A 20,362-nucleotide genomic window follows, 5' to 3' on the forward strand; every position below is an offset into this window, starting at 1 on the left:
GTGCAGGGCGGAAACGGGGTCATTGAGCGTGCCCCTTACAGAACTTGCCGAGGGGGATGCAATCCAGTAAGCGCATGCCTGTTTTTTAGGCAGATACGGTTCAAGCCATGACTTCGCTTCTCATCCCGCCCAAGCTGGCCGCCATCAACATCGGTCCGGTGCAGATCCTCTGCCCAGTGGTGCTTGCCCCGATGACCGGGGTTTCCGATTTGCCGTTTCGGACGATGGTGCGCCGCTTCGGCTCGGGGCTGAACGTCACCGAAATGCTCGCCTCGCCCGCCGCAATCCGCGAGACACGGCAATCGATCCAGAAATGGGCGTGGGATCCAAGTGAAGAGCCGGTCTCGATGCAGCTGGTCGGCTGCGATCCGGCCCAGATGGCGGAGGCGGCAAAGCTCTCGGAAGACCGCGGTGCCGCCATCATCGATATAAACATGGGTTGCCCTGTCCGCAAAGTCGTGAACGGCGAGGCCGGATCGGCGCTGATGCGCGATGTTCGCCTTGCCGCCGCGCTGATCGAAGCAACGGTCAAGGCAGTCAAAGTGCCGGTAACCGTCAAGATGCGGATGGGTTGGTGCCATGACAGCCTCAATGCGCCAGAACTCGCGCGGATCGCGCAGGATATCGGCGCGCAGATGATCACGGTCCACGGCCGCACCCGCAACCAGATGTACAAAGGCGCGGCGGATTGGCGCTTTGTACGAAAGGTGAAGGACGCCGTTTCGATCCCCGTACTGGTCAATGGCGATATCTGCGAGATTGCCGATGCCGCCGCAGCGCTCGAGCAAAGCGGCGCAGACGGGGTGATGATCGGGCGGGGCGCTTATGGAAGGCCCTGGCTGCTCGGTCAGATCATGCATTGGCTCGAGACCGGCGAGCAACGGAGCGATCCCACGCTGGCCCAGCAATATGCGCTTGTCATCGAACACTACCAGGCCATGTTGGATCACTACGGCCCGGTAACCGGGGTCAACATGGCGCGCAAACATATCGGCTGGTACACAAAGGGACTGAACGGTTCGGCTGAATTTCGCAACCGGGTCAATTTCATCGATGAACCTGCAGAAGTGCTGGCCAGCCTTGCGGCTTTCTACACGCGGCTGCTAGCCGCGCCGGAACGGCTTATCGCCGCATGAGTGGGCCTTCCGATTGGCGCAAAGGAGAGAGCGGGCGCCCGGATCCCAAGCGCATCATCTCAAGCTTTCCGCTCGCGGTGGTGCTCCTTTCGCCGGATCTTACGATTGCGTCGGCAAATCCGGCAGCCGAGCAATTGACCGGGCAAGGAGCACGGCGGCTGAACGGCAAGCCTGTCGAAGACGTGTTCGAGTTTGACGAGCCCCTGATCTTCAGTCGTTTAGCGGAAGGAGAGGCACAGTTGTTTGCCCGTGATGCGAAAGTGCGCGTCCTGGGCCAACCTGCGCGCCGGATCGATGTCATGACGGCGCCGGTGGCGCATTGCCCCGGTTGGCAGATGCTGGTGCTGCACGAGGCGGTCGGCGTGGAGGCGTTTTCGGGCGAAAGCGCGGGCGCGGGGGAGGGCACCGCGCTGCGCGCGCCCGAAGTGTTGGCGCATGAGATCAAGAACCCGCTCGCAGGAATTCGGGGCGCGGCGCAATTGCTGGGACGCAAGCTCGACGGCAAGGATCTGGCATTGACGGACCTGATCACTTCAGAAGTCGACCGGGTCGCCAAACTGATCGACCAAATGCAATCACTCTCGCGCCGCAGCGCTGTTCCAGCGACGGCGTGCAACCTCCATGAAGCGGTTCGCCGCGCACAAGCGGTCATCGCCGCCGGGCGCAGCGGCGCGTTCGTGATCGAGGAGGAATTTGATCCATCCTTGCCGCTGGTCAGCGCCAGCCCGGACGCGCTTGTCCAAGTGGTGCTCAATCTGCTGGCCAATGCGCAGGAAGCAAGCGGGAGCAAGGCGGCACCGCGCATTGCCGTGCGCACACGTTTTGCCAGTGGCATCCAACTTCACGCAGGAGCAGGTGAGAAACCGGTGCGCTTGCCGATCGAGCTCAGGATCAGCGACAACGGCTCTGGCATCGATCCTGCTTTGCGCGATCACATTTTCGAGCCGTTCGTCACCGCCAAAAAAAATGGTCAGGGCCTCGGCCTGGCGCTGGTCCAGAAGTTGGTTCGCGAGATGAACGGCCGCGTCACGCACGATCGGGACGAGATTAAAGGCTGGACCCATTTCCGCGTCCACCTGCCGGTGGCCGCCCCGGAAAAATCCCGTCCTGGCAGGCTCGGATCTGCGCAGCAATGACAAGGCGGGTTTTGCTTGTCGAAGACGATGCATCGATCGCGCTGGTGATCACCGCCGCGCTGGAGGCAGAAGGTTTCAGCATTGATCGCTGCGATTCGATTGCCGAGCGTGACCGGATGCTGGCCGGACGCTCCTACTGCCTGATGCTCACCGACGTTGTGCTGACAGACGGCGATGGGATCGAAACGCTTGCGCGGGCGAGGGCGGGTGCGCCGCATATGCCGGTGATCATCCTCTCTGCTCAAAACACGCTAGATACTGCCGTGCGCGCCAGCGACACCGGCGCCTTCGAGTATTTTCCCAAGCCGTTCGATCTTGAAGAGCTGGTCCGTACCGCGCACCGGGCTGTCGGCGCAGCGAACATGCCCAGCGAACCTGACGAGACCGAGGAAGTTGCGCAGGGGCTCCCCTTGGTGGGGCGTAGTCATGCTATGCAGGCGGTCTACCGGATGATCACCCGGGTTCTGCGCAATGACCTTAGTGTCCTTATCCTCGGCGAATCGGGCACGGGCAAGGAGCTCGTGGCCGAGGCTATCCACCAGTTCGGTAATCGCGCTGCTGGCCCGTTCATCGCGGTGAACACCGCAGCAATACCCTCTGAACTGATCGAAAGCGAACTCTTCGGGCATGAGAAGGGTGCATTTACCGGGGCCGCCGCGCGCCACCTCGGCAAGTTCGAGCTGGCCGCCGGAGGGACGCTGTTTCTGGACGAGATCGGCGACATGCCGTTGCAAGCGCAGACCCGGCTGCTGCGCGCGCTGCAATCGGGCAAGATCCGGCGCGTTGGCGGGACCGATGAAGTCACGCTCGATTGCCGCATTGTTGCTGCCACCAACCGCGATCTCCTGCCGATGATCGCAGCAGGTAACTTCCGCGAGGACCTATATTACCGGATTGCGGTCGTTCCGATCGCGCTTCCCCCCCTGCGCGAGCGCGGCGAGGATATCGAAGCGCTGTCGCGCCATTTCCTCGCGCGTGCGGCGATGGAGGGACTACCTCGGCGGCAGCTGACGCACGAGGCCATCGCGCTGCTCGCGCGACAGCCTTGGCGCGGCAATGTGCGCGAACTGCGCAATTTCATCTTTCGCCTCGCTTTGCTTGCGCGCGAAGATGTCATCGACGTGCCATCAATCGAGCCGCTGCTGCTTTCGGACCCAGTTTCGCCCGAGCCTGCTGCCGGGCCAGCCCAAGCGAGCAACGCCGATCTGGCGCAGGCGCTTGATTTGTGGCTGGCCGAAAACCAGCCCGAGTCCGGGGCGCTCTATGATGCGGCGATCGCTGCTTTCGAAGCTCCGCTCTTTCTGCATGCCTTGGCGCAAACCGGGGGCAATCAACTGCGCGCGGCGCAATTGCTGGGGATCAACCGCAACACCTTGCGCAAGCGCCTGTCAGAGCTTGGCATCAACCCTGAATCTGCCACACCTTTGCGATGAAATGCGCCTCAGTGCAGGGTAACTAGGACAATAGCGCTTGCAATCAAGCAACAGCGGTGTTGTTAATTAGCAACGATGAGCGGTACTCTCAAAAAACGATCGCGGCGCTTGCCTCGGTGGTATCGGCGGCTCCTTGTTGCCCTGCGCCGAGCCAATGCATTTCTGCTGCTCGAACTCACCGCAGCCTTTGCGCTAGCACTCATGATCGGCATCAGCTGGGTGGCGCTTGGGGCGAACAGCGCAGGCAACCAGTTGCTGCCCGCCCAGCTCACGACCAGCCTGCTGGTGGGCACTTTGGTGCCAGCTATGGCGCTGATCGTGCTTGCTGGCCGCAGACTCGCTTTGCGGCGCGCTGCGTTCGGAGTGCTGGGAACTAGCGGGCGGCTCCATGTTCGGCTTGTCTGGCTGTTTTCCCTGATTGCTGCGATCCCCACCCTGCTCGTGGTGATTTTCGCCTCGCTGCTGTTTCAGTCCGGCGTCGAGTTCTGGTTCTCGGACAACTCGCGCGGCATGCTGGAGAATGCCAACAGTCTGGCGCGTGGTTATTATACCGACAAGCTGCGGGACGTGGGTAACGAGAGCGTCGCGATGGCAGGCGATCTGCGCGATTATCTGGGCCAGGCCCCCATCACCAGCCAGGACTTTGCCGAAGGGTATTCCTGGCAGGTGATCAACCGCAAGCTGAACGAATCGGCGATCCTTGAGCGCGGCAGCGACGGCACTTTGCGCACCGCCGCGATTGTCGATCCCAACCAGAACGGTCAGCGGCAGCGGGTCACGCCGGATCAATTGCGCAAGCTGGACGGCGGTGAACCGGTAGTCGTCAATGCGTCGGCCGAGCGGATTGAGGCGGTAACTCCGGTAGACCGCACGCGCGGCATTTATCTCTATGTGGCGCGCACATCCGATGCGCTGGCGCTCAACCAGTGGAAGCGGGCACAAAGTGTGCTGCGCGCCTACGATGTTTTGACAGGCCGCGCGCGCGCCTTGCAATTGCGGTTCAACCTCGCACTGCTGGTTATCAGCCTTGCGCTGGTGGGGCTCGCGGTCTGGGTAGCGCTGCGCTTTGCCGATAGGCAGGTTGCGCCGCTAGTGGAGCTGGTTTCGGCGGCGCGCAATGTCGGCAGCGGCAATTTTGCGATGCGTGTCGCAGTCGGAAGCGGCACCGATGAAGTGGGGATGTTGGCGCGCGCCTTTAACCGCATGACATCGCAACTCGAAACGCAGACACAGGCGCTGGTCAAAGCCAATGCGCAGCTTGAGGTCAGGCGCGCTTTCATCGAAGCCGTGCTCGAATCGATCACTGCGGGCATCTTGTCGATCGACCGGGACGGACATATCCGGCTGATGAATAGTTCAGCGCAAAAGCTGCTGCTCGACTCTGGTGTGCCAAGCCCGGTGGCCACGCCGCTGGCCGATGTTGCTCCGCAATTGGCGCAGTTTATCGCCGGCGGGGAGGTGAACGGCATTGTCCATCTGGCGAAAGGCGGCGAATTGCTGACCCTAGCGGTCAAGGCTACCGCCGATCGCAATGGCCATGTCATCACGCTTGAAGACATCACGCGCCAGTTGCTCGATCAGCGCCGTGCAGCCTGGTCAGATGTCGCGCGGCGTATCGCGCATGAGATCAAAAATCCGCTCACGCCGATCCAGCTGGCGACCGAACGGCTCAAGCGGCGCTATGGCCGCCAGATTGAAACTGACCCGGAACTTTTCGAGGAATTGACCGCCACGATCATTCGGCAGGTCGGAGCCCTGCGCCGGATGGTTGATGAATTTTCTTCCTTCGCACGATTGCCCAAGCCGGTATTTCGCACAGAGGACGCCAACGATCTGGTTCGTCAGGCGCTGTTTCTTCAGGAAGTCGCCCATTCCGCCATCGATTTCAGCTTTGAGGGCGCCCCGCTGATGCCGTTTGAGGCCGATCGTCACCAATTTGGCCAGGCCATGACCAATGTGCTCAAGAACGCGGTTGAGGCCGTCGAGCAGCGTGCGCAAAGTGAAGACATCGATTTTCGTGGCCGGATAGATATTGCGCTCGGTGGCGATCAGCAGAGCATCACGGTCATGGTCACGGACAACGGGATCGGGCTTCCCGCCGACAAGGAGCGGATTGTCGAGCCTTACATGACCACGCGCGAGAAGGGCACTGGACTTGGCCTCGCCATCGTCAACAAGATTGTCGAGGAGCATGGCGGCGAAATGACCTTTGCTGCTGCTGCGCGAGGCGGCACCTGCGTAAGCATGCGCTTCGCGCGCCGGCCGCTTGAGGCGGGCGGCAATGCCGATTTCGCTGAAGCCCTCATCGGCCGCGCCTCGCGCTGATCATTCCATAACAGGACCTCATTTATGGCACTTGATATCCTTGTCGTCGATGATGAACGCGACATCCGCGAGCTTGTCGCGGGCGTGCTCAGCGATGAAGGCTATGGTTGCCGCCTGGCGGCCGATAGCACCAGCGCGCTGGCGGCCATCGATGAGCGTCGGCCCAGCCTCGTGCTGCTCGATGTATGGCTCCATGGCAGCGCGATGGACGGTCTTGAGGTGCTGGATGAGATCAAGAAGCGCGAGCCTGAACTGCCGGTGATCATTTTTTCCGGCCATGGCAATATCGACACCGCAGTCTCCGCGATCGGACGGGGCGCAATGGATTTCATCGAAAAACCGTTCGAGGCAGAGCGTCTCTTGCTGCTGGTCGAACGCGCGACCGAAACCGAGCGCCTGCGCCGCGAGAACGCGCGGTTGCGTCATGGCTTTTCGATGGCTGACGAGTTCACCGGAAATTCTGCCGCGATCAACCATGTTCGCGCCACGCTCAAGCGCGTGGCCAACACTGGAAGCCGGTTGTTGATCACCGGGCCGGCAGGGTCGGGCAAGGAAGTCGCCGCAAGGTTGCTCCACTCGTGGAGCCCGCGCAGCGCGCATGCCTTTGTGACCGTCAATTCAGCACGGATCACGCCCGAACGGTTCGAGCAGGAACTTTTCGGTGAAGAATCTGATGGCAAGCTGGTGCGCGCGGGCCTTTTGGAGATGGCGGATGGGGGAACCTTGTTTCTTGACGAAGTGGGCGAGATGCCCGCATCGAGCCAGGCACGCATCTTGCGGGTGCTGACCGAGCAGTCGTTTGTGCGCGTCGGAGGGCACCGTCAGATCAGGGTTGATGTACGGGTCGTCTCCTCCAGTTCGCGCCCGCTCGAACGTGAAATAGCGGATCAACGGTTCCGGGAGGATCTGTTCTACCGGCTCAATGTGGTGCCGGTCGCGGTTCCCTCGCTTACCGATCGCCGCGATGATATTCCCGCGCTGGCCGAGCATTTCTTCGCCCGTTATGCCAATGAACAAGGAGTTGCGCCCCCGATCCTTGCGCCAGAAGCGGTTGCCGCGATGCAAAGCTATGATTGGCCGGGGAACGTGCGCCAGTTGCGCAACGTGGTCGAGCGTACGATCATTCTGGCCCCGCGCGAACGGCTTGCCCGGATCGATGCCGATATGTTGCCCGCAGAGATCGTCAGCACCCGGCTTGGGGGTGACACCGCGACTTCTGCATTGATGGGCGTGCCGCTGCGCGAGGCCCGCGAGAACTTTGAGCGGGAGTACCTGAAAGTTCAAATTCGGCGCTTTTCGGGGAACATCTCGAAGACAGCGAGCTTTATCGGGATGGAACGCTCAGCCTTGCACCGCAAGCTCAAGCTCCTTGGGATGGCCGACCGACGCGGGGACGAGGATGCAGATTGAATTTTGCCTGACCCTCGTGTAGTCATGCGAGCGAAGTGACGGGATTGACGAACGCGCTTTGAAACGAACCCGGCCGAAAGGCCCTTGACCGGCCAAGGCCGGTCAGCGGCATGGAAGCCAGCTTGCGCAGGCGCATCACAGCGTCTGGGCCAATATAAAAGGAGGCTGACACAATGGCCGGTAAAACATTGACTGCGCGCCCGCGGGCGAAGGCCGAACCTGCAACGGCGGTTCCCATTCAAGCGGAAACTGGCGCGCCGCCCGAAATCGTGGCCGCGCCTGTCAGCTCCGGCAACGGCAAAGCGCAAAATCTGCAAGACCTGTTTCTCAATCATCTGCGCAAGAGCAAGACGCCCGTTACCATGTTTCTGGTCAAGGGCGTGAAGCTGCAAGGCATCGTGACCTGGTTCGACAATTTCTCCATCCTCCTGCGCCGCGATGGACAGACCCAGCTGGTCTACAAGCATGCCATTTCCACTATCATGCCGGGGCAACAGCTTTCGGTTGCCCATTTCCAGAACGGGCAAGAAGATTCGGGTAAGCGCCGCCTGCTGCAGGACGTGTTCCTTTCCAGCGTGCGCGATGCCGGGGTGCAAGTGACGATGTTCCTCGTCAACGGTGTTATGCTTCAAGGAAAAGTGGCTTCCTACGATCTGTTTTGCATGCTGCTCGAACGCGAAGGGTATGTGCAGCTGGCCTACAAGCACGCCGTCTCGACCATCCAGCCTGCCGGGCATGTAGACCTGTCGGGCGAATGGGAGGGCGAAGCGTCCTGAGCCCGCTGCGATGAGTGGGTTCGAGTTTGGCCGCAGCGATGAGGCGCTCACGGGCGAGGTATCGCGCGGCGCGCGCGCGGTCGTTGTCCTTCCCGATGTGCGTCAACGCGGCGCCCTTGGCGAGGATGCCGACGCGCGGCTTGAAGAGGCGCAGGGGCTGGCGCGGGCAATCGGGATAGAGGTGGTGGACGCCTTCATCCTGCCCATCCGCGCGGTGCGGCCATCCACCTTGTTTGGCGAGGGCCAGGTTGAAAAGATCGGCGTCGCGATCAACCAGAGCGATGCCGAACTGGTGATCGTTGACGGCGCGCTTTCCGCGATCCAGCAGCGCAATCTTGAGGAAAAGCTTTCGCGCAAGGTCATTGACCGCACCGGGCTGATCCTCGAAATCTTTGGTGAACGCGCCGCGACGGCAGAGGGCCGGTTGCAGGTCGAGCTCGCGCATCTCGATTATCAGGCGGGCCGCCTTGTCCGCAGCTGGACCCATCTTGAGCGCCAGCGCGGTGGTTTCGGGTTTCTCGGCGGGCCGGGCGAAACCCAGATCGAAGCGGACAGGCGATTGATCCGCGGCCGCATGTCGCGCATTCGGCTCGAGCTAGAACAGGTACGCCGCACGCGCGGCCTCCACCGCGAGCGGCGCCAGCGTGCACCCTGGCCAGTAGTCGCATTGGTTGGCTACACCAATGCGGGCAAATCGACGCTTTTCAATCATCTCACCGGCGCGCACGTGATGGCTGAGGATTTGCTCTTTGCGACGCTTGACCCGACCATGCGTGCCATTCGGTTGCCCGCCGTCGATAAAGCGATCCTTTCGGACACGGTGGGCTTCATTTCCGATCTGCCAACGCAGCTCGTTGCTGCGTTCCGCGCCACGCTCGAAGAAGTCACTGCCGCCGATGTCATCGTCCACGTTCGTGACATCGCCAACCCCGCCACTGCGCAGCAAAAGCTCGAGGTCGAGCAGATTCTTGCCGAACTCGGGGTGATCGGGGAGGAGGGGAGTTCCATCCCGATGATCGAGGCGTGGAACAAGTGGGACCTTCTCGCCAACGATGAGCGCGCCATGCGCCGTGATCTGATCGCGGCCGAGGTTCCTGATCTTGCAGTGGTGCCCATCTCGGCCGTGACCGGGGAAGGCGTCGGCGATCTGCTGGAATTGCTTGGACGCTTGCTCACGGGCGGGGCGCAAGTGCTTGAGCTAACCGTTCCCATGGCCGATGGTCAACGCCTCGCCTGGCTGCATGCGCACGGCGAGATATTATCCGAGTTTCAGACGGAGGATAATCTTGGTGCGCCAGCGCAGCGCCTGAAGGTGCGGTTAAGCCAGCGCGAATTGGGCCGATTTGCGCAGATGTGATGCTTCATTTATGCTTCGGTGGCGGTTTCGCTCGCCTTGACCGTCTGCCAGAGCGCCTCTTGCTCATCTAGCGTCAGCGAGGCAAATGCGCCCCCACCTAATGCTTCCATCGCGCGAAACCTTGCCTCGAACTTGCGATTGCCATGGCGCAGGGCATCCTCGGGCGCTATGTCATAACGCCGAACAAGGTTGACCGCTGCAAAGAGCAGGTCACCTGCTTCTTCAAGCCTTTCGGCAGCGGTTGTTGCACGCGCAAGCTCATCCATTTCCTCAAGCACTTTTGCCGCAGGTCCAACGGCGTCGGCCCAATCGAAGCCGACCCTGGCCGCACGCTTCTGGAGCTTTTCGGCGCGCATCAAGGCGGGCAACGCCAGCGCCACACCATCGAGCGCGCCTTGCGCACCCTTGGCCATGCGTTCGGCGGCCTTGCGCGTTTCCCAGCGGTCCTCGCGCGATTGGCCAGCATCATCCACGCCGCCGAAGATATGCGGATGACGTGCTTCCATCTTGTCCGAGATGGCATCGGCAACCGCGGCAAAATCAAATGCGCCGAGTTCCTGCGCGATGCGGGCGTGAAACACGACCTGCAGGAGAAGGTCGCCAAGTTCTTCGCGCAAGGCGGTGAGGTCATTTCGCGCGATTGCGTCGGCAACTTCGTAGGCTTCTTCGATCGTATACGGCGCGATGCTCGAAAAGTTTTGTGCGATATCCCATTCGCAACCGCTGCGTGGATCGCGCAGTCTCGCCATGATGCCAAGCAAACGCGCGATTCCGCCGGGAGAAGCATCTTGGAAGAAGGCTGGCACACCGTCTGCTTCGTTCACGATCCGCTTCCTTTAAATTGATAATAATTATTATGTTAAATAACGCAATGCCTGCTCAGCGGCGGAACCCCGCGAACAGCACGGCTGATGCGATGATAAGCACCAGCCAGACACCCGCCATCCAAGCGCTGGCGCGCAACGGTTGCCGGCGCAAACGGCTGTTTGCGAGCACAAGAACAAGCGCCATGACGATGCCGATGATCGCCACGATCCTGTCGCCGCTCACAGCACGATCTCCATGCCATCAAACCCAGGTTCAACGTGCGACGGAGTTTCATCGCACAAGCTTCGATAATCCATGCTCTTGTCGAGATGGGTCAGCACAGCGTGGCCCGCGCGGCAGGCCTCGACCAGTTCCAGCGACATCGCCAGATGCGCGTGTGTGGGATGCGGCTTGCGGCGCAAGGCATCTACGACAAGGACGTCTACACGGTCGAACAGCGTGACCATTTCTCCGGTAATCTCGCTGAAGTCGGTCGCGTAACCGATTGATTTACCATTCTGCTCAAACCGAAAAGCCGTCGACTGCGCAGGGCCATGCGGCATCTGGCAATGGCTTATGCCGATGCCACAAATCATCCGCACCCGATCGAGATTTTCAAGATTGCAGATGGTTGGATAACCAAACTGCCCGGCAAAAACGTAGCCAAAGCGTTGCCGCAGCCGCCTGACGGTCTCGTCTGCCGCATAACCGGGAATCGGGGCGCTCCGGGCCATGCGCACCGGGCGTAAGTCATCGATGCCGTGTGTGTGATCGGCGTGATCGTGCGTCCAGACAACGCCGTCAATCCGGTCGATTCCGGTTGTCAACAGCTGGTGCCGCAGATCGGTTGGCGTATCGACCAACAGCCGCAAGCCGTCGCTACCTTCGACCGTGATGGCAACGCGGGTGCGACGATTGCGCGGTTCAGAGGGATCGCAATCGCCCCAATCGTTGCCAATCCGGGGCACGCCAGTGGACGTTCCGCAGCCTAGCACCACCAGTTTCACAGCGCGGCCTTGCTGAACAAGCGAAAGAAGTTTGCGCTGGTCTGCGCCGCCAAAGCTGCGCTGTCGGTGCCGCGCAGCGCCGCCACGTAGGCGCATGTGTCGGCGACGAAGGCTGGTTCGCAAACACGGCCGCGATGCGGGATCGGCGCGAGGAACGGCGCGTCGGTTTCAACCAGCAAGCGATCATCGGGTACTTGCGCTGCAAAGGACTGTAAGTCCTTGGCATTTTTGAAGGTTACGATGCCCGAGATCGAAATGGTCAGTCCCAAGTCAAGCACCTGCTGCCCAAACTCGGCCGAAGCCGTAAAACAGTGGATCAGCGCCGGAAAAGCGCCCCGCGCCATCTCCTCGGTCAAGATCGCGGCCGTGTCCGCCTCAGCGTCGCGGGTGTGGATGATCACCGGCAATCCGGTTTCGCGGGCCACGGCGATATGCACCCGAAACAGATCCTGCTGCACCTTGCGGTCTGATTTGTCATAATAGTAATCGAGGCCGGTTTCCCCGATTGCGATCACGCGCGGATCTTGCACCGCTTCGCGCAACAGCGCCGCATCCAGCCCGGCATGCCGATCGGCCTCGTGCGGATGAATGCCGACGCTGGCCCAGACGTCGGGCTCGCGCCTTGCCGTGGCAACCACCGCATCCCATTCGCCGCGTTTGGTCGAGATATTGAGGAAACCGCGCACGCCGCGCGCCCGCGCGCGTTCCAGCACAGCCCCCTGCTCCTCGATCAGACCCTTGTAATTGAGGTGGCAGTGCGAATCGATCAGCATCAGGCGGGCTCGGCGGCATCAACGGGCAGATCAAGCCGCGGAAAGGCTGCGACAGGAGCGGCAATCCGCTCGCCAATGGTTGCCCGCGCAAGATACCAATTGGCGTCTTGCAGTGCGCCATAGCCGCGCTCCTCGCGCGGTATGCCAAGCTGATCGAGCACAGCATGGGCGGTGGACGGGACCACCGGAAGAATGGCTATCGCCAGATCGCGGATGGCCATGAACAACGTCAGTAGCACTGCGCGCATCCGTTCCGGATTGGTCTTGCGCAAGGCCCACGGAGCTTGCTCATCGATGTACTGGTTGCAGGCAAAAACTCCGCGCATCCAAGCATCGACTCCGCTCGAAAAGTTGAGCGCAGCAAACTCGCGCGGCACGTCAACGCCGCAGATATCCGAAACCGTAGCGAGCATGGCGCAATCTGCATCCGACTTCGAGAACGCGGCAATCTCGCCTTCCATGTTCTTGAATATCATCGCCAATGTGCGTTGAACCAGATTGCCATAGCCATTGGCAAGTTCGGCGTTGCACCGCGTCACGATGGCTTCGGCCGAATAGGATCCATCCTGACCGAACACGACTTCGCGCATGAGGAAATAGCGCAGCGGATCAACGCCGAATGTCTTTGCCAGAGCAACCGGATCTGTCACGTTTCCTAGCGATTTCGATTCCTTCTGCCCGCGGTTGAGCAGAAAACCATGACCGAACACCTGTCTGGGAACGGGCAAACCCGCGCTCATGAGGAATGCCGGCCAATAGATCGAATGGAACCGCACGATATCCTTGCCGATCAAGTGGAGATCAGCCGGCCAGAACTTCGCAAATTCGGCGGTTTCATCGGGCCATCCCAACCCGGTAAGATAGTTGGTCAGCGCATCGACCCACACATACATCACGTGGGCTTCGCCGCTGGGTACCTTCACGCCCCAATCGAAGCTGGTGCGCGATACCGAAAGGTCGCGCAGGCCCTGTGCGACGAACGAGGCCATTTCATTGCGCCGGGCCTCGGGCCGGATAAAATCGGGCTGATCGCGATAAAGCGCCAAAAGCGGCTCCTGATATCGCGAAAGGCGGAAAAACCAGCTTTCCTCGACGGTCCATTCCACCGGCGTGCCTTGCGGCGAAAGCTTTTCGCCGTCCTCCCCGGCAACAAGTTCGCTCTCGTCGTAGTAGGCCTCGTCGCGCAGCGAGTACCAGCCCTCGTAACGATCCAGATAGAGGTCGCCATTGGCTTCCATGCGCTGCCATATCGCGCGCGAGGCTTCGTGATGGCGAGCCTCGGTTGTTCGCAGGAAAACATCATAATCGATATGGAGAGCTTCGGCCATATCAATGAAATGGCGCGACATTTGATCGGCGAGCTCACCCGGTGTCAGCCCCAGTTCCCGTGCCTTTTGCGCCATTTTGAGGCCGTGCTCGTCGGTGCCGGTCTGAAACCGCACATCGCGCCCCATGGCTTTGTGAAATCGCGCGATCACGTCGGCGGCAATCGCCTCATAGGCGTGGCCGATATGCGGCTTGCCATTCGGATAGCTGATTGCGGTGGTGATGTAGTAGGGTTTCCCCATCGAGATATTCGCTTCCTTGGGCCGCAAAAACTTAGTCAGTCCCTTCCCTAGTCTGCGCCACCGATGCCAGCAAGGCACCGATTTCGATCAGCAGCAGCGCTGGTTCAAAGTTGTAAGTTGGCGCTTGCGCAGCCAATCCCGCCATCGCGCCATGCGCATCGGCAATGCGCAGGCGGGCCGCTGTGTCGGCGCTGCCCAATGCACCGACCAGAACCATGCGCGCGGCCTCGATCGCCGCGATCAGGCGTTCGCGGTCAGGCCTTTGGCCCAGCGCTTGCGACAATTCAGCCCTCAGCGCAAAATCGGGATCGCCGTTCTGAATCAGGCGCTGCATGATTTTCCATGCAACGCCCAGATTGTGCGTGGCAAAGCCCAATGCCCGGCCAGGCGAGCCGCCTGCAACCGCAATCGCTGCCGCACGCGCGCCGCTGTCAAGCTCAGGAGCCGCCTCATCAAGCACGCTGGCAAGCATCGCATCGCCCAGCGGGTGAAACCTCAGCACCGTACACCGTGATCGTACAGTGGGGAGCAGCCGTCCCAACTGGTGCACTACGAGCATGAAGAAGGTGCCGACTGGCGGCTCTTCCAAGCTTTTGAGCAGCGCATTGACCGCGCCCTTCTCCAACGCATCGGCGGCATCGATCAGCACCACACGGCGCTCGCCGAGCGTTGGCCGAGTCACCAGACGGCGCTGCATTTCTCGCACCTGCTCCACTGAGATGTTGCGCTTTTTGAGATAGGATGTCCTCTCATCTCTTTTCTTCGCCTCATCTTCATTGGCGGGAAGCGGGCAGAGGAGATGGACATCGGGATGGTTCGCCAGCGCCGGGCTATGCACGCCAGGCTCCGCCACCAGATCGGCGGCGGCCTGACGCGCAAACAGCCCCTTCCCTAGCCCTTCGCGGCCCGCCAGTATCCATGCATGGTGCATTCGGTCGCTCGCCGCGGCTGCGCGCCATACCCGCCACGCCTCATCGTGGCCTGCCAAAGTGGTCACATTCGCTCCAGCGCCGCCATGACAAGGGCATGAACCTTTTCGGGTGCGCCGGCCGCTTCGATCCGTACAAAGCGCTCGGGAGCCTCTGCGGCCATGCGCTCGAACGCCTGCGCCACTTTGGCGTGATAGGCAACCGCCCGCCCGCCGATGCGGTCGGCCTGCCCTGCATCGCGCAGCTTCAGGCGGCGCTGCGCCAGGTCCGGATCAAGCGTAAGCAGCAGAGTGAGATCGGGCAGCAGTCCCTCGCTGCCGATGCCATGCAACGCCAGAATGTCCTCATCGCTTAGCCCGCCCGCCCCGCCCTGATAGGCGCGGCTGCTATCGAGATAGCGGTCGCAGATGACCCACGCGCCGCGTGTCAGCGCCGGACGGATCAACCGTTCGACATGGTCGGCGCGCGCCGCTGCAAAGAGCAGGGCCTCTGCGCGCGGGCCCCAATCGTGGCCGTCGCACGCCAGCAAGAGCCCGCGAATGGCCTCGGCCCCTGCCGTGCCGCCTGGTTCGCGTGTGATCACGACTTCGTGACCGGCCATCTGCAAGGCTTCTGCCAAAAGCCGGGCCTGGGTCGATTTGCCGGCCCCTTCCCCGCCTTCAAAAGTGATGAAGCGTCCCTTCATCGCCCGGTGATCGCGGCAAAACCCATCGCGGCGAAGCCATCGCTGATCCGCGACAGCCAGCCGCCTTGTGGAACATTTCGTGCGGCAACAAGCGGTACGCGCTGCTCGCCCTGTCCTTCGGCGCGCACCACGAGGGTCGCCACCGGATCGCCGGCCAAGATTGGCGCTTTCAGCGGTCCTCTGTAACGGATGGCAAGACTGTATCTCACACGGGTGCCGCGCGGAAGAGTTACCGCGACCGGATTTGGCGCGACCAGATCAACCGCCCTTGCCGTCCCGCCCTGAACTTTCGCCGGCCCGATGCGGACGCGGCTGGCATAGAGCGGATGCGCTTCCCACGCGCCGAAGCCCCATTCCATGAACGCCCGCGATTGCAGCGCGCGGTCTTTCGGGCGGTCGTATCCCCCGACAACCATCATCAATCGCCGCCCGCCCCGGATCGCGGTGCCCACAAGGCCATAGCCCGCTTCGTTGGTGAACCCGGTTTTTACGCCGTCTGCCCCGGCCGTGTGGCCATAGAGCGGATTGTGATTGGGTTGCTCGATCCCCCGGAATTCCAGATGATCGCGCCCATAAAACCGCCGATAGAGCGCCGGGTGGCGCGTAATCAAAGCCGTGCTCAACGTCGCGAGATCGGCTGCACTGACATACGTTTCGCCGTCGTCCATCCACCCATTGGGCGTGTTGAAATGCGAATCCTTGAGGCCCAGCTTGCGGGCCTGCGCATTCATCATCGCCGTAAAGCCCGGCACACTTCCGGCAATCCCCTCTGCCAAAACGACACAGCCATCATTAGCCGAAACCGTAATGATGCCGTCGAGCAATTCAGCCACAGTCGTTTCGCTGCCATCGGCCAGAAACATCGTGCTCCCAACCCGGTGCCACTGGCGATAGGCTTGCGGGCTCATGCGAATGCGCCGCGCAAGGTTTAGTTTCCCTGCCGCGATTAATTCGAACGCCACATAACTGGTCATGATCTTGGTCAAGGAGGCAGGCACAAACCGCCGATGCGCTTGCCGCTCGAACAGAACGCGGCCAGAATTGACATCGATTATCAGAGCGATCGGCGCAGTCAGGACCGGCATCAAGGCCGGGTTCGCCTGCATGACCTGCCCGGCTGCTGACAGCGGCGTGGCCGCAAGCGAAATCATCGTAGCAATAGAGATCAATCGTCGGCGCAAGCTTTATCCCCGATGGCGATCCTGCCAGCTCACTTGTCGCTCAGAACCCGTGCATCGGCATAGCCCGCTCGGCGCGCCTTCGCCAGCGCCGCGTCGGCCTCGGCGCGCGGCGCATTTTGCCCGATGCGCACGCGCCATAATTTGCCAGCCTGGACCGCTTTGCCGCCAGCCCGTTTTGCTACCGCCTGCGCGCTCGCCTTGCTGGAGTACGCGCCCACTTGCACATAATATCCGCCACCCTTTGACGAGCTTGCCGCAGAAACAACTGCGGCAGCGGGTTCGCGCGCAATCTGCGGTCTGGCCGCGGCAGCAGGCACGATCACAGCCGGTTTGCGCGCTACCAGAGGCTTGTTCACGGCGGCATTCTGGATCGGCGCAGGCTCTGCTGGGCCAGCCACGCCCAGCTTGCGGCGAAGCGCGGTGAGCAGCCCCGGAGGTGTATCCATGCGCATAGGGGCTGTTTGCCCTGTGCGCAGCAGCGCGCGCTCCTGCTCGGGCGGATTGACGCGGCGCACCCGCACAGCGCCGCGCGCGCCCGGCGTGATCCCGATCAAACTGCTGGCCATGTCCGAGAGCGCAACCAGCCCATCGCCCGTCATCGGGCCCCGGCGTTCAAGCCTGACCAGCGCCGTGCGTCCGGTATCGAGCGAGGTCACTTCGACATAAGACGGTATCGGCAACGTGCGGTGGGCCCCGCTCACTCCCGTCAACCCGTCATCCATTGCCGAAGGCACAGCATAGCCGACCGCATCGTAATTCATCGTGTCTGCAGGCGTATAGGTTTTGCCGTCCACCACAAATGGATCGCCGATCTGCACCGGGTAATCGCCGCCCGGTCCAACTTCGCGCTCAAGCGGCGGCGCAGGGGCGCGCGCAGACAAAGGGTCCGCCGCGATCATGATCAGGCCAAAGCAAAGAACGCTTACACTAACGCGCGATTTCATCGGCCAGCAGTCCCACGGAAAGAGCATAGAGGTTCGAACAGTTATAATCGAGGATAACCCGATAATTTCCGGTTAGCAGATAGGCGGTGCGGCCCGGACCGTCCGGCTCGATGAGGCTGGCCATCATGGTATCATCTGGCCAGATCCCCGAACGCGGCGCCATTCCCAGCGCCCGCCACTCGCGCATCGTGCGCCAGCGCGAATGGCGTGCATAGACCTTTGGACATCGCGGCGATGCCAGCGAGGTGCCAAGCGCGGCGCGGTCGAGCCCCGCCGGTGTGGTCACGGCAGAGCCCCAGGGCTCGCCCGGCCGCCAGCCAGCATCGCGAAAATAGTTGGCGATCGAGGCCAGAGTATCGGCCTTGCTCGCCCAGATATCGGCAAACCCATTGCCATCGGCGTCCTGCGCCACTTTGAGATAAACGCTGGGCAGGAACTGCGGGTTACCGAATGCCCCTGCCCAGCTGCCGACAAGTTTGGAGCGCGGCACGCCGCGATCAATCATCTTGAGCAGGGCAATGAACTCGCCCGCAAACAGCTCGCGCCGCCGCCCTTCATAGGCGAGCGTTGCCAGCGAGCGGGCTAGGTCGAAATCACCGGTGTAGGCGCCGTAATTGCTTTCATGCCCCCATATCGCGAGCAGGATCTTGGCGGGCACGCCGTAGCGCTGCTCAAGTTGTGCCAGGGCGCCGGCGGACTCGGCAACGATCCGCCGCCCGCCGCTAATCCGCGCAGGATCGACGTGCTTGCGCCGGTAAGGCTCGAATGACGGGATCAAGCTGGCCGCGCCGCCGCCCGGCTGCGCGCGATCAAGGCTGATGACGCGGGGATTGAGGGTCAGCCCGCCAGTGACGGCCGCAATCGTTGCCTCGCTCACGCCTGCGCCGCGTGCTCGTGCGGCGAGCAGTTGGAGATAACCCTGAAACCCTGCCTCCGCGTTTTCCTGTGCGCGCGCCGGCCCTGCCAGCAACGACAGCAACAAGGCCGCCGCCGCTGCGCGCAACGCTCTGGGCGTTTTGAAAACAGACTGCGCTTGTTTGACGATCATCACGCGTGCTTGTGCCACAGGCTGACCCGATTTGTGAATCCCCTTTGCGACAGGCCGCAACGCCGCTATCGCCCTCCCAGCGCGATTCAGAACCCACTGGCGGCAAACCACCCGCCGCCATCACGCAATCGGTATGGAAGAGTGTCCGAGTGGTTTAAGGAACTGGTCTTGAAAACCAGCGATGGGGAAACCTATCCGTGGGTTCGAATCCCACCTCTTCCGCCAATTATCCCTGATTTATAAGGATAAATTATAAATTATTCCCTTAGATCCCATAATGGCTCCCCGATAACTCATGGGCTTTAGGCCGATGGCATCGGATGGCTTTCGGGTTTGGCGCCTCAAAAGGCCCCAAGGCACTGGCCAGCCACCTCTGACCCAATTCAAAGCCCCCCCCCGGGGGGGTAGGGCCTTGGCCTTGAGCATCTGTGACGGATGGGGCCACGAGAAATTTTTTCGTGATTTAAGACCAAGCCCGTGCGACGATTTAACATGATTGACCTGCTGCGCCCCGAGTTGGGGACAGTGCCCAACATAGGAGTCTCGATAAAATGGCTAGGTTTTTGGGCTGCGCGGTTCTTGCCGTCCTATTGAGCGGTTGCGCTAGCAGCGGTGTGGTCCCGATGGACAAGGGCACATTCTTGATAACAAAGCGTAGCGCGCAATTTGGTACAGGAACGCCGTCCGGAGCGAAGGCAAAAGTGTATGCAGAGGCCAATGCGTTCTGCGAAATGCACGGGCAGGCGTTGGAAACGGTTGATCTCAAGCTAAGCTCCTCGCGAGCAGCGCATCCAGGGAGTGTTGAACTTCAATTCCGCTGCGTTGCAAAATAAAATTCCCAGAATCGGGTTGGGCAGGAGAAGGCACGTGCCAAAGAATTTTAAAACTACACGCTCGGCACTTCTCGCTGCGGTCCTACTTGCCGTAGCACAACCAGCTCAAGCAGGTTTTTTCAACAACACTGCATTCCTATCAGCCAACAAAGCCGACGAGAATGGAGACTACATTAAAGCTGCAAAGCTATATGCGAAAGTGGTCGAAGGCAGCAGTCCTGAGTTGGCTGCAGCCGCCGCTTTCAAACTCTACAAGTACTATTTGAACGGAGTGGGTGTATCCAAAGACCCCGAATCTGCTTTGCGCTATTTGTTAATTGCAGCTCAAAGCGTTGACCCGACATGGGCGAAGATAGCCAACTGGGAAATGGGCTATCAGTTAATGACTGGCTTTGAAGGTACAAGGCAAGTCAAACGGGTTGAAGCGGTGCCGTACTTTTTGCGGGCAAAGGAGCTAGGCGATCAAGGCAGCGGAAAAGCTCTTGAAACCCTTCAACTTTACCCTGAGGTAATTTGGGCTTCACGGTCAGATTTGTTCTCGCCTCCCAGCGTGCCAATTGCTCCTTTCAGTTTATCTGCGGCACGTCAGTTCCTGAGTTCAGGCGACATAGCCAAAGCTAAAGCGGCGCTTAATTGGCATGCTCGGCGGGGCAACGAGGGTGCCCAAGTCGAACTGGCATTGCTGCTTCTGACAAACGGAAGTCCTGACGATCTGCAAGAGGCTGGTGGATGGTTTCTACTTGCTGCTCGATCAGGGAATGCCGATGCCCAGCGGTTCTACGGGCTGATATTGATGGAGATCGCGAAGGCGTCTCCGCCAGAGGCCTTGGAATGGCTGCAGCGGTCAGCCGATCAAGGCAGCCCCGATTGACGTGACCCCCTGATTTTCCTCCAAGAATGATTAGAGTCCGGCCCCTTGAAGGACGGACAGATGAAGCGATCACGGTTCACGGAAGAGCAGATTATCGGAGTGCTGAAGGAGGCAGAGGCGGGCGGGAAGACAGCTGATCTGGC

Annotated in this window: 19 protein-coding genes and 1 tRNA gene; 10 read left to right on the forward strand and 10 right to left on the reverse strand. The window is 61.2% G+C overall.

What is annotated here, in order from left to right:
* Positions 1–107 precede the first annotated feature (107 nt).
* The 7 genes from dusB (at position 108) to hflX (ending at position 9,573) form a co-directional block, all read left to right on the forward strand.
* Entirely contained in the window at positions 108–1,136 is a 1,029-nt protein-coding gene (dusB, locus tag Q0O40_RS04760; protein ID WP_295526878.1) for a tRNA dihydrouridine synthase DusB, read from the forward strand.
* Complete coding sequence (locus Q0O40_RS04765; RefSeq protein ID WP_295526882.1) at positions 1,133–2,272, forward strand: ATP-binding protein; 1,140 nt, start codon at positions 1,133–1,135, stop codon at positions 2,270–2,272. The genes dusB and Q0O40_RS04765 overlap by 4 nt, the downstream gene beginning before the upstream one ends.
* The gene (locus tag Q0O40_RS04770) at positions 2,269–3,705 is read left to right on the forward strand and encodes a sigma-54 dependent transcriptional regulator (protein WP_295526885.1); all 1,437 of its coding nucleotides are present in this window, start codon (positions 2,269–2,271) and stop codon (positions 3,703–3,705) included. Before Q0O40_RS04765 ends, Q0O40_RS04770 begins: the two co-directional genes overlap by 4 nt.
* A 75-nt stretch (positions 3,706–3,780) precedes the next feature.
* On the forward strand, positions 3,781–6,030 hold the full coding sequence (locus Q0O40_RS04775) for an ATP-binding protein (protein ID WP_295526887.1): 2,250 nt from the start codon (positions 3,781–3,783) through the stop codon (positions 6,028–6,030).
* 24 nt (positions 6,031–6,054) lie between these two features.
* Positions 6,055–7,440, forward strand: a complete 1,386-nt coding sequence (locus Q0O40_RS04780; protein ID WP_295526890.1) for a sigma-54 dependent transcriptional regulator — start codon at positions 6,055–6,057, stop codon at positions 7,438–7,440.
* A gap of 173 nt (positions 7,441–7,613) precedes the next feature.
* Positions 7,614–8,216 carry an RNA chaperone Hfq gene (hfq, locus tag Q0O40_RS04785; RefSeq protein WP_295526892.1) on the forward strand — a complete coding sequence of 201 codons (603 nt, stop codon included), beginning with the start codon at positions 7,614–7,616 and terminating at the stop codon, positions 8,214–8,216.
* Between the two features lie 10 nt (positions 8,217–8,226).
* Positions 8,227–9,573, forward strand: coding sequence for a GTPase HflX (hflX, locus tag Q0O40_RS04790; protein ID WP_295526894.1), 1,347 nt, complete (start codon positions 8,227–8,229; stop codon positions 9,571–9,573).
* A gap of 8 nt (positions 9,574–9,581) precedes the next feature.
* Here the strand turns inward: hflX and mazG are convergent, their stop codons facing one another.
* The 10 genes from mazG to Q0O40_RS04840 are packed head-to-tail and all read right to left on the reverse strand — an operon-like array spanning position 9,582 to position 18,533.
* On the reverse strand, positions 9,582–10,397 hold the full coding sequence (gene mazG / locus Q0O40_RS04795; RefSeq protein WP_295526897.1) for a nucleoside triphosphate pyrophosphohydrolase: 816 nt from the start codon (positions 10,395–10,397) through the stop codon (positions 9,582–9,584).
* A gap of 55 nt (positions 10,398–10,452) precedes the next feature.
* Positions 10,453–10,605, reverse strand: a complete 153-nt coding sequence (locus tag Q0O40_RS04800; RefSeq protein ID WP_295526899.1) for a hypothetical protein — start codon at positions 10,603–10,605, stop codon at positions 10,453–10,455.
* A 14-nt stretch (positions 10,606–10,619) separates the two neighbouring features.
* Positions 10,620–11,387, reverse strand: coding sequence for an MBL fold metallo-hydrolase (locus tag Q0O40_RS04805; protein WP_295526902.1), 768 nt, complete (start codon positions 11,385–11,387; stop codon positions 10,620–10,622).
* Positions 11,384–12,160 (reverse strand): TatD family hydrolase, encoded by a 777-nt coding sequence (locus tag Q0O40_RS04810; RefSeq protein WP_295526905.1) that lies wholly within the window; start codon positions 12,158–12,160, stop codon positions 11,384–11,386. Before Q0O40_RS04810 ends, Q0O40_RS04805 begins: the two co-directional genes overlap by 4 nt.
* Complete coding sequence (metG, locus tag Q0O40_RS04815) at positions 12,160–13,728, reverse strand: methionine--tRNA ligase (protein ID WP_295526908.1); 1,569 nt, start codon at positions 13,726–13,728, stop codon at positions 12,160–12,162. The genes Q0O40_RS04810 and metG overlap by 1 nt, the downstream gene beginning before the upstream one ends.
* A gap of 31 nt (positions 13,729–13,759) precedes the next feature.
* On the reverse strand, positions 13,760–14,725 hold the full coding sequence (locus Q0O40_RS04820; RefSeq protein ID WP_367183714.1) for a DNA polymerase III subunit delta': 966 nt from the start codon (positions 14,723–14,725) through the stop codon (positions 13,760–13,762).
* A complete protein-coding gene (gene tmk / locus Q0O40_RS04825) occupies positions 14,722–15,342 on the reverse strand; it encodes a dTMP kinase (protein ID WP_295526909.1) in 621 nt (206 codons plus the stop codon). The genes Q0O40_RS04820 and tmk overlap by 4 nt, the downstream gene beginning before the upstream one ends.
* Entirely contained in the window at positions 15,339–16,493 is a 1,155-nt protein-coding gene (locus tag Q0O40_RS04830) for a D-alanyl-D-alanine carboxypeptidase family protein (RefSeq protein WP_295526911.1), read from the reverse strand. The genes tmk and Q0O40_RS04830 overlap by 4 nt, the downstream gene beginning before the upstream one ends.
* 59 nt (positions 16,494–16,552) lie before the next feature.
* Positions 16,553–17,467, reverse strand: coding sequence for an SPOR domain-containing protein (locus tag Q0O40_RS04835; RefSeq protein ID WP_295526914.1), 915 nt, complete (start codon positions 17,465–17,467; stop codon positions 16,553–16,555).
* The gene (locus tag Q0O40_RS04840) at positions 17,451–18,533 is read right to left on the reverse strand and encodes a lytic transglycosylase domain-containing protein (RefSeq protein ID WP_295526916.1); all 1,083 of its coding nucleotides are present in this window, start codon (positions 18,531–18,533) and stop codon (positions 17,451–17,453) included. The genes Q0O40_RS04835 and Q0O40_RS04840 overlap by 17 nt, the downstream gene beginning before the upstream one ends.
* A gap of 117 nt (positions 18,534–18,650) precedes the next feature.
* Here Q0O40_RS04840 and Q0O40_RS04845 point away from each other — a divergent pair.
* The 3 genes from Q0O40_RS04845 to Q0O40_RS15855 all read left to right on the forward strand — a co-directional run.
* Positions 18,651–18,740, forward strand: a tRNA-Ser gene (locus Q0O40_RS04845).
* Positions 18,741–19,382: 642 nt separating this feature from the next.
* Positions 19,383–20,219 (forward strand): tetratricopeptide repeat protein, encoded by an 837-nt coding sequence (locus Q0O40_RS04850; protein WP_295526918.1) that lies wholly within the window; start codon positions 19,383–19,385, stop codon positions 20,217–20,219.
* A gap of 60 nt (positions 20,220–20,279) precedes the next feature.
* Positions 20,280–20,362: transposase (locus tag Q0O40_RS15855; RefSeq protein ID WP_367183703.1), on the forward strand; the 83-nt coding region annotated here is incomplete at its 3' end.

The organism is Novosphingobium sp. Chol11 (genome assembly GCF_945870625.1).
Classification (GTDB): domain Bacteria; phylum Pseudomonadota; class Alphaproteobacteria; order Sphingomonadales; family Sphingomonadaceae; genus Novosphingobium.